The 6,972-nt window shown below is 39.2% G+C and carries 7 protein-coding genes and 3 pseudogenes; 1 reads left to right on the top strand and 9 read right to left on the bottom strand.

Features of this window, described 5'->3' with window-relative positions:
• A partial coding sequence (locus tag ACFIKU_RS09075; protein ID WP_375657318.1) for a phage terminase large subunit family protein occupies positions 1 to 1,376 on the bottom strand: 1,376 nt, incomplete at its 3' end.
• Positions 1,369 to 1,950, bottom strand: coding sequence for a hypothetical protein (locus ACFIKU_RS09070; RefSeq protein WP_375657317.1), 582 nt, complete (start codon positions 1,948 to 1,950; stop codon positions 1,369 to 1,371). The genes ACFIKU_RS09075 and ACFIKU_RS09070, both read right to left, overlap by 8 nt.
• Before the next feature lie 94 nt (positions 1,951 to 2,044).
• Between ACFIKU_RS09070 and ACFIKU_RS09065 the strand changes: the two genes are divergently transcribed.
• Positions 2,045 to 3,091 carry a Fic family protein gene (locus ACFIKU_RS09065; protein WP_375657316.1) on the top strand — a complete coding sequence of 349 codons (1,047 nt, stop codon included), beginning with the start codon at positions 2,045 to 2,047 and terminating at the stop codon, positions 3,089 to 3,091.
• Positions 3,092 to 3,154: 63 nt separating this feature from the next.
• Here the strand turns inward: ACFIKU_RS09065 and ACFIKU_RS09060 are convergent, their stop codons facing one another.
• The 7 genes and pseudogenes from ACFIKU_RS09060 to ACFIKU_RS09030 form a co-directional block, all read right to left on the bottom strand.
• Positions 3,155 to 3,433, bottom strand: coding sequence for a hypothetical protein (locus ACFIKU_RS09060; protein WP_375657319.1), 279 nt, complete (start codon positions 3,431 to 3,433; stop codon positions 3,155 to 3,157).
• Positions 3,430 to 4,161, bottom strand: a pseudogene (locus ACFIKU_RS09055) (antA/AntB antirepressor family protein). Before ACFIKU_RS09055 ends, ACFIKU_RS09060 begins: the two are co-directional and overlap by 4 nt.
• A gap of 548 nt (positions 4,162 to 4,709) precedes the next feature.
• A complete protein-coding gene (locus tag ACFIKU_RS09050) occupies positions 4,710 to 5,294 on the bottom strand; it encodes a hypothetical protein (RefSeq protein ID WP_375657315.1) in 585 nt (194 codons plus the stop codon).
• A gap of 3 nt (positions 5,295 to 5,297) precedes the next feature.
• Positions 5,298 to 5,620 (bottom strand): annotated as a pseudogene (locus tag ACFIKU_RS09045) (hypothetical protein).
• A gap of 321 nt (positions 5,621 to 5,941) precedes the next feature.
• Positions 5,942 to 6,337 (bottom strand): type II toxin-antitoxin system HicB family antitoxin, encoded by a 396-nt coding sequence (locus ACFIKU_RS09040; RefSeq protein ID WP_005864994.1) that lies wholly within the window; start codon positions 6,335 to 6,337, stop codon positions 5,942 to 5,944.
• Positions 6,309 to 6,510: pseudogene (locus ACFIKU_RS09035) on the bottom strand (type II toxin-antitoxin system HicA family toxin). Before ACFIKU_RS09035 ends, ACFIKU_RS09040 begins: the two are co-directional and overlap by 29 nt.
• A 24-nt stretch (positions 6,511 to 6,534) precedes the next feature.
• A partial coding sequence (locus ACFIKU_RS09030; RefSeq protein WP_375657314.1) for a hypothetical protein occupies positions 6,535 to 6,972 on the bottom strand: 438 nt, incomplete at its 5' end.

Below are 6,972 nucleotides of genomic sequence, written 5' to 3'. Positions count from 1 at the left end.
CGCGGGCGCACATAATTATAAACCGCTTGTGTGTGTCCACCACCGGTATCAATACAAGCAGCCGTTATCTTGATGCCATCTTTATAGCCTGGATGTGGCCAGCGTCTTGTAAGATATTCATCCAGCTGGTCCCATACTTCAAAAGAAGAGGGATCACCAGGAATGACGTGATAATCAATATGCCAGCTTTCTTCACTGCGTCCCCATCCCACCACTTCAAGTTCTAACCGGTCATTTTGCACATCAATACCCGCTGTCAACACGACGGCTTGTTCTGGTGCAAGGGGATAATCTTCACGTTTTGCATAGAGGCTATCAGGGTCAACAACTTCGCCTGTTCTGTCTTCCCATGGCTCTCCAAGCACTGTGTTGACAAAAGGCTGCAAAAGCGCTGGATCATCCTTGGCATCTAAAAACTCTCTGGCGCATTCCCCCCAAGTAAGCCAAGGTGAATAGAGTGCTGAAATATGGTAAGAACGCAAATTCGGTCTGCTTGATTCACTTGTAGGCACCCAGCACGCACCTCTTTCTTCACACATGAGATCTGTTTTTCTGTGCTCGGCATGTTCATGACCACAATGGGCACAAACAAACACAGCTTTTTCGGGTGCGCCTTTTGGCCACTTGATTTGTGACCAAACAATGGGCTGTAGAACACCACATGCATCACAAGGGACATTGTAATATCGCTGGTCTCCTAGCACAAAATCCTTGGCGATACGGCTTGTGTCACGGTGTGTTGGTGTGGACAATTTAAAAATCTTTCTCTGCACAAAAGTTGAGGTACGCTTTTCCGCAATCATCACCGGATCACCTTCGTTATCCACACTGAGAGGATAAGCATCCACCTCATCTAAAATCAGATAACGAATAGGCATGGAACGCAAACCAGCTGCACTGTTTGCTCCTGTAAGCATCAATGCCCCACCATCAAACTCTTTCGAAAACATTGTATTACCACTGTCGCGTGCCCGCGCTGGGGCAATGCGTTCGCTTAAAGCAGGGCTTGCCATAATCATGGGGTCAAGACGGGTTTTTGATAATTTCTTCGCTGTCTCAACCGTTGGCATCACATAAAGGGCAGGTCCCGGACTATAATGAATGGCATAACCGCAGAAGTTCAATCCTGCTTCAGACATGCCAACCTGCGCCCCTTTCATGACAATTGTTGTTTCAATTGGTTTGTGAGAGGAAAGGTTATCCATAATTTCGCGCAAATAAGGGGTGCGTTTTGTTCTCCACAATCCAGGTTCAGCACTTGCTACAGTACTAAGATACCTATTCTTGTCGGCCCATTGCGAAACCGTGTACGGTGGGTCTGGTTGTCGTGCGTCATTAGCATTGGCAAAAAATTCTTCGACTGCATTGTCATCCATTATTCGTTTCTTGCAAGTTCTCTAACTCTGGAGAATGAGGATCATGAAAAGGCACTGGAATATTAACCGCCTCAAGCAAAGCGGTTCTCATAGTATAATCAATAGCACCAATAAGGCTGGCTGCATCACATCCAACTTGTGCAGCAATGCTTGCACCGAAACGATGCGGAAAATTCAACATGGCGTCACGGTGTGCTCTTCCAAACTCACGCGCTGCTCTCTTTACTTCTTCACGGTCAACGGTTGTTTCGCGTAAGCGTTCAAGGGCAATCTTTTCGCTTTCAAGCGCAACCTGCATTCGCTCCAGTTTAATCTTGTATTCATTAGCACCCTCTGTAGAGACTTGTTTGATCTTTGTGCGCGCTTGACCATCCGGCGCTAAAAATGGAGCAAGGCGCTTTGTTGGATTCTCATTCCAGATAGCTGTTGCAAGCGCTTCATTGACAGAACCATCTTCAAAAAGAGCCGCATCAAATTTACCTGTCTTTATCCGAGAAACAACCGCATTATGTGAAACACCCATCTTCTTCGCAAACGCACGAACCGATAGACCCTCACGATGTTTCTTATTCATAGTTGCTCCTTGCCTTCTTCTCTGCCATAAGAAGTAAGAGTTTACTGTGTTACGAATGATTGACAATCAGGTATAATCGGGTATATATTCCGGTATGAAAACAGATACACTCCAAATTACACAAGAATTGTTGGCTCTCATTACTGAGATTGATGAGTTCAAAGGGGCATGGCGTGCCCTTGGTACTCTTGCACCTGAGCGATTGAACGCTCTTCGTCATATTGCTACTGTTGAAAGTATTGGATCTTCCACACGCATTGAAGGGAGTAAGTTAACAGACCGCGAAATCGAACAGCTTTTGGTAAATTTAGAAATTAAACGTTTTAAGAGTCGTGATGAAAAAGAAGTTATCGGCTATGCTAAGGTTATGGAAACAATCTTTCAATCTTGGAGTGATATTTCTATTACTGAAAATCATATTAAACAACTTCATCGTGATCTTTTGTGTAATAGTGAGAAAGATCAACGACATCGAGGTGAATATAAGACTTTACGCAATGATGTAGCAGCATTTAATTCTCAAGGAAAAATGGTTGGCATTGTTTTTGAAACAGCTACACCATTTGATACACCATACCGAATGCAAGAGCTTATTACTTGGTTCAATAAAACCAATGAATTAAAGGATCTTCATCCTTTACTTACGATTGGTATTTTCAATGTCACATTTTTAGCTATTCATCCTTTTCAAGATGGAAATGGACGTTTAAGCCGTATCTTAACCACCCTTCTTTTGTTACAAAAAGGTTATGTTTATGTACCATATTCGTCCCTTGAAAGCATTATTGAGAATAATAAAGAAAGCTATTACTTAGCTTTGAATCAAACTCAAAAAACAATTTATACTAAAACACCCAATTGGGAACCTTGGATACTCTTTTTTTTACGTGCTCTACAAAAACAAAAACGCCAATTAGAAATAAAAATAGAGAGTGAAAAAAATGCTCTTTTTTCCTTATCTGAATTGGCTCTTAATATTCTTGATTATGTGCGTAATCACGGACGTGTTACAACCCGCGATATGGTGCGTGAGGTTGGTGCAAGCCCTAATACACTTAAAGTAACTTTTACATCATTAGTTGAAAAAGGTCTTTTGATACGTCATGGTGGTGGACGATCAACTTGGTATAGTGCACCTTAATTTTATTACCTTCTTAATCACCTCCCCATTGTTGATAATGGGGAGGGGAGGCATATTTTTTACTTAAGCGGCTTTCACAATAGGGGGGTCCAAATTTGGTTCGTAAGTTTTCAAAAAAGGCTCCATAATCGGGGGAGGTTTTAAGGTTCCAAAATTTGTAATCATTGCCAAAATTCTGAGTGCATTTGGTGATTCATCTTGAAGTTTTACAATCAAAGCTTTTTCGATTACACTCATAGTGTCAACCAGAGCAGTACAATCTTTGTTACTTATATTTTCATGTCTAGAAAATTGAGACAACGCTATCCATAAATCGCATAAGAAGTTAGTATCGACCTTCATTGTACGCCCCCAAAGATTTGTTCTCTCAAACATGCCAATCCTCTGGATGTAATTTTTGTTGAAGGCAGCACCTTTTCTGTTCCATCTGGTATTTGAATGGTAATAGCAGGGCAATCCATAAAGCCTTTCTTTATTTTATCTTGATAGGGTAACAGAGGCGCCCCTGGAGCACGCCGATATACCCAGTCATGTTTGCGCAAGTAATCTGTTAAATCTTTTGGTCGTACCTCTAACATCTTTGCTGCTTCGATAAGATCAAACAAACCATCAGAACGTTTTAAACCATCCAAAGCTTTTGCTTTTGGTGCTAATTCTGCAATAACATGATCTTTTTGCTCTATTTGGCTTTGTAAGTGATTCAAGACGCCAAGCAATGCTTCGGGTTTGGAGTAGTCTATTTGCGGTGTTGCTACTTGTTTCAAAAGCCGTTCATATTTTATAAAGTATTGACGTGCTTCATGCCCTTTATCATTACGCTCTATCATTGAAAGGTGTTTAGCCATGTCTCATGTAATGCGGTATTATTTTACCTTTATAACGCTTACTAAATTTTTAGTAAGCGTTATAAAGTTTATATTTTCCTGAAATTTGTATTCTTTAATGCGATTTTTAATCCAATCACTGAAACGCACACTAACTTCTAAAAACGTATGCAAATCACGCGCGTTAACAGTTTGAACAGTTTCTTGGCCAATAGTTTGTTCTTTAATTTCTATAAGAGTGTTCATAATGAATTCCTTGGTAATAGACGTTTGTTAATGACACTCAATAAAGAGTTCCGGTGCTAACAAATACGGTACCAAGTCCGTTGGTTACGCTTTCCTCGTGAGAGTATTATTGTATAGCGTAACTACATCCGACAACGCCATTATATGCTACACACATATGCAATGCACAGAAGATTGATTATTTCGGCAACCACTCCGCTAGATGTTTTAAGGTGTTTTTGAGGCAACTGATTCGAAAATACCCATTACTATAGAATTGTCCAGTAACAAAAATTACTTTTTGCTGAGAAAACGTTTCCATGCTGTACAGTATACATATTGAAATTGTTATTTATCAATGAGTTAAGTGTACAATGTACAGTCAATTTGAAAATTCTGCCGCTAGCGATAGTTCGCGCTCGCCTGCCCCGCAACGAAGCCAACCCGCTGGGAAGTACCTTTTGCATTGATTTTATTGTATTTTTTCTGGAAAAAACCAAAGCGCAAGTGATAATCTGCTTTAAAAATTACAATTAAAATGAGTAGTGTGTTGACATAGCTTAAGAACATTATTTAGCTTTCTTATTAGCGGCATATTCTTGACGAGCAAGTTGGTACTGTATATTTTTGGTTAATCGTTCACTGGCATATTGTGCGATAGCACTTGCAATCTCTGGTTTGGACATCACTCCAGCAATTGAGGGTCCTTCTTGTTTTGCAATAGGGAATTGATCTCCATCCGCTCTTTGAAACACATTCCCATTCAGCTTTTTTAATTCAACACGCTTTGGAAAACTCCCACCTTTGATAAAAGCATGGGGTAAGATTTCTTTTTTTCCAAACATTGTGTAAGTCACACCGCGTTTTGTTTCTTCTGCTTGAAAAAATTTAAGAGGTACCGGTGTTCCAGAACCAATTATATCTGTCTCAAGAAACCTTGCTGTCGCCTTTTCTTTAATATAAACACCTTTTCTTATACGCTTTATTTGGGCTGATGAGATGTCTGCAACTTGCTTTTCAGTAAAGCGTTCAACTTGTTTTGCTGCAGTGTTTAGAGCATTACGCAGAGCCCAATTAAGGCGTGGTGCTTGAAGGTTTGTGAAGGTATCTTTTACCTGTTGAAGATACCATTTTTGCTGGATAATTAATTTCAACTTCTAAGCCTTTTTGGGGGTAGGTGTTGATGACTTAGAAGCTTTAGATGCTTTTGGCTGTTCGAGTGGAATTTCCTCTGTCACTGATTCAGATGATGTTTGTACGGCTTCTTGTTTTATCTGCTTAATTTGTTCAATTGCCTTTTATCTGTTTTTGCTGTTGTCTTGACGTCAACAAAAAGTTTTGCAGCATTGGCGCGCTTGAGACGTGCGTAGACTTGATTGGAAACTTCAACAAATGGATTATTGGGTGTTGATGGTTCAAAGCGAACAGTGCTTTTATTGTCGCCAACAACACACATTGGCTTAGTGATGACAGCTTTCATCATTGCTCCTTTTGAGTCATAATTAATGACATCATTAGTCAAATATTGATTTTTGTTATTTGAAAAATAGAATATATAGAATTTTCTAAAGCATTTTAGATTTTATAAGTTATGAGAAATTATTTATAGGAAGGAACGGCAATGACAGGTTCAGAAATATTAGATGCCATGTATATGGTATTAATGATAGTTATATCCCTCTTAATTATAGCGTTTTGTCTACCTGCTGCCTTTTGATTTTCATTAATAGTTTACGGATCATATGCAATTACATGCTTTTGTAAAAAAATCTAGAGTGAGAAATTTCTCCAAATCGATGAGTTAAATATTAAGCTCGTGACGTGCTGCTGTTGCCAGAAAAGCAGATCTTGTTAAACCTCTTTCTTGTGCGCAATCATCAATTGCACGCAAAAGCCCTCTTTCAATGGATATATTCGTACGTACCACTTCTGCATCATTTTCAATAAAGGGGACTTGTATTAAAAAAGCTCCTTCTGACAAAGCTGTTTTGACAGATTCCCGTTGTATGACTTCTTCAAATTTTGAAGGAATAGGCACTATATCTATATCTTCACAATAAAGTTGAAGTGCTTCTGTTGCATTTGCGATTAAATTTTCTTCCTCATCAGCAGCAGAAAAAAGCCCCTCAAAATCAGGAAACTGAACACCAAAAGCAGAATCTTCATCTTTATGAACAAGAGCAAAAAATCTTTTCATTTTTCTTCTCCTTTTTTAACGAGCCTGCTTGTTGTGCGATAGAACGTGCTGTACCAATCGGAAAATTTTTTAGGATGTGGAACAATAACAACCTTACCATCTTTTTTTAATTTATGATGAGAACCTTTTACTTTGATAAGTTCAAAGCCATCACGCTTTAATTTTGCAATGATTTTTCATCTGATATCAATTCTTTTTTAACGGCTAAAATGTTTATGAAGTGCATTCAGAGCAACATACAGCGAACCGACAAGATGTGGCAGTGATTGATCTTCACTAACAAGATACTGTAGTGCGGCATAAAGGTTATGCTGTCTATAAAGGCATTGCACTTCTTTTAGCACCTCTTTCATTGCTTCATAGTAATGAGTAGTTTTTTCAATCCATTGTTTTTTTGCCTCTTCATTAAAAGATGGAGTAAAGTCATCATAAATTGCATTTGGTAAGGCTTTTGCACAGAGGTAATTATTTCTCACTTCAAGATATTTTTGCGCAGCATCATATTGGTCTTGATTTATTTCGCCTTGCAGATAAAGCCGCCCAATATAGGTACCGGACAGCGGATTTTTAGCCTCTTCTATGGTCAAACAGAAGCGTTTGGCACGCATTTCAATTGCCAATTTATCCATGGGTTC

Source organism: Bartonella sp. CM120XJJH, assembly GCF_042194715.1.
Lineage (GTDB): Bacteria > Pseudomonadota > Alphaproteobacteria > Rhizobiales > Rhizobiaceae > Bartonella.
This window is presented reverse-complemented; position numbering and strand designations above follow the sequence as displayed.

Excerpts from the sequence above, each read along its gene's own strand:
- ACFIKU_RS09060 (WP_375657319.1), bottom strand. The coding sequence starts at position 3,433 with ATGAAGGTCGATACTAACTTCTTATGCGATTTATGGATAGCGTTGTCT.
- ACFIKU_RS09065 (WP_375657316.1), top strand. The coding sequence starts at position 2,045 with ATGAAAACAGATACACTCCAAATTACACAAGAATTGTTGGCTCTCATT.
- ACFIKU_RS09040 (WP_005864994.1), bottom strand. The coding sequence starts at position 6,337 with ATGAAAAGATTTTTTGCTCTTGTTCATAAAGATGAAGATTCTGCTTTT.
- ACFIKU_RS09070 (WP_375657317.1), bottom strand. The coding sequence starts at position 1,950 with ATGAATAAGAAACATCGTGAGGGTCTATCGGTTCGTGCGTTTGCGAAG.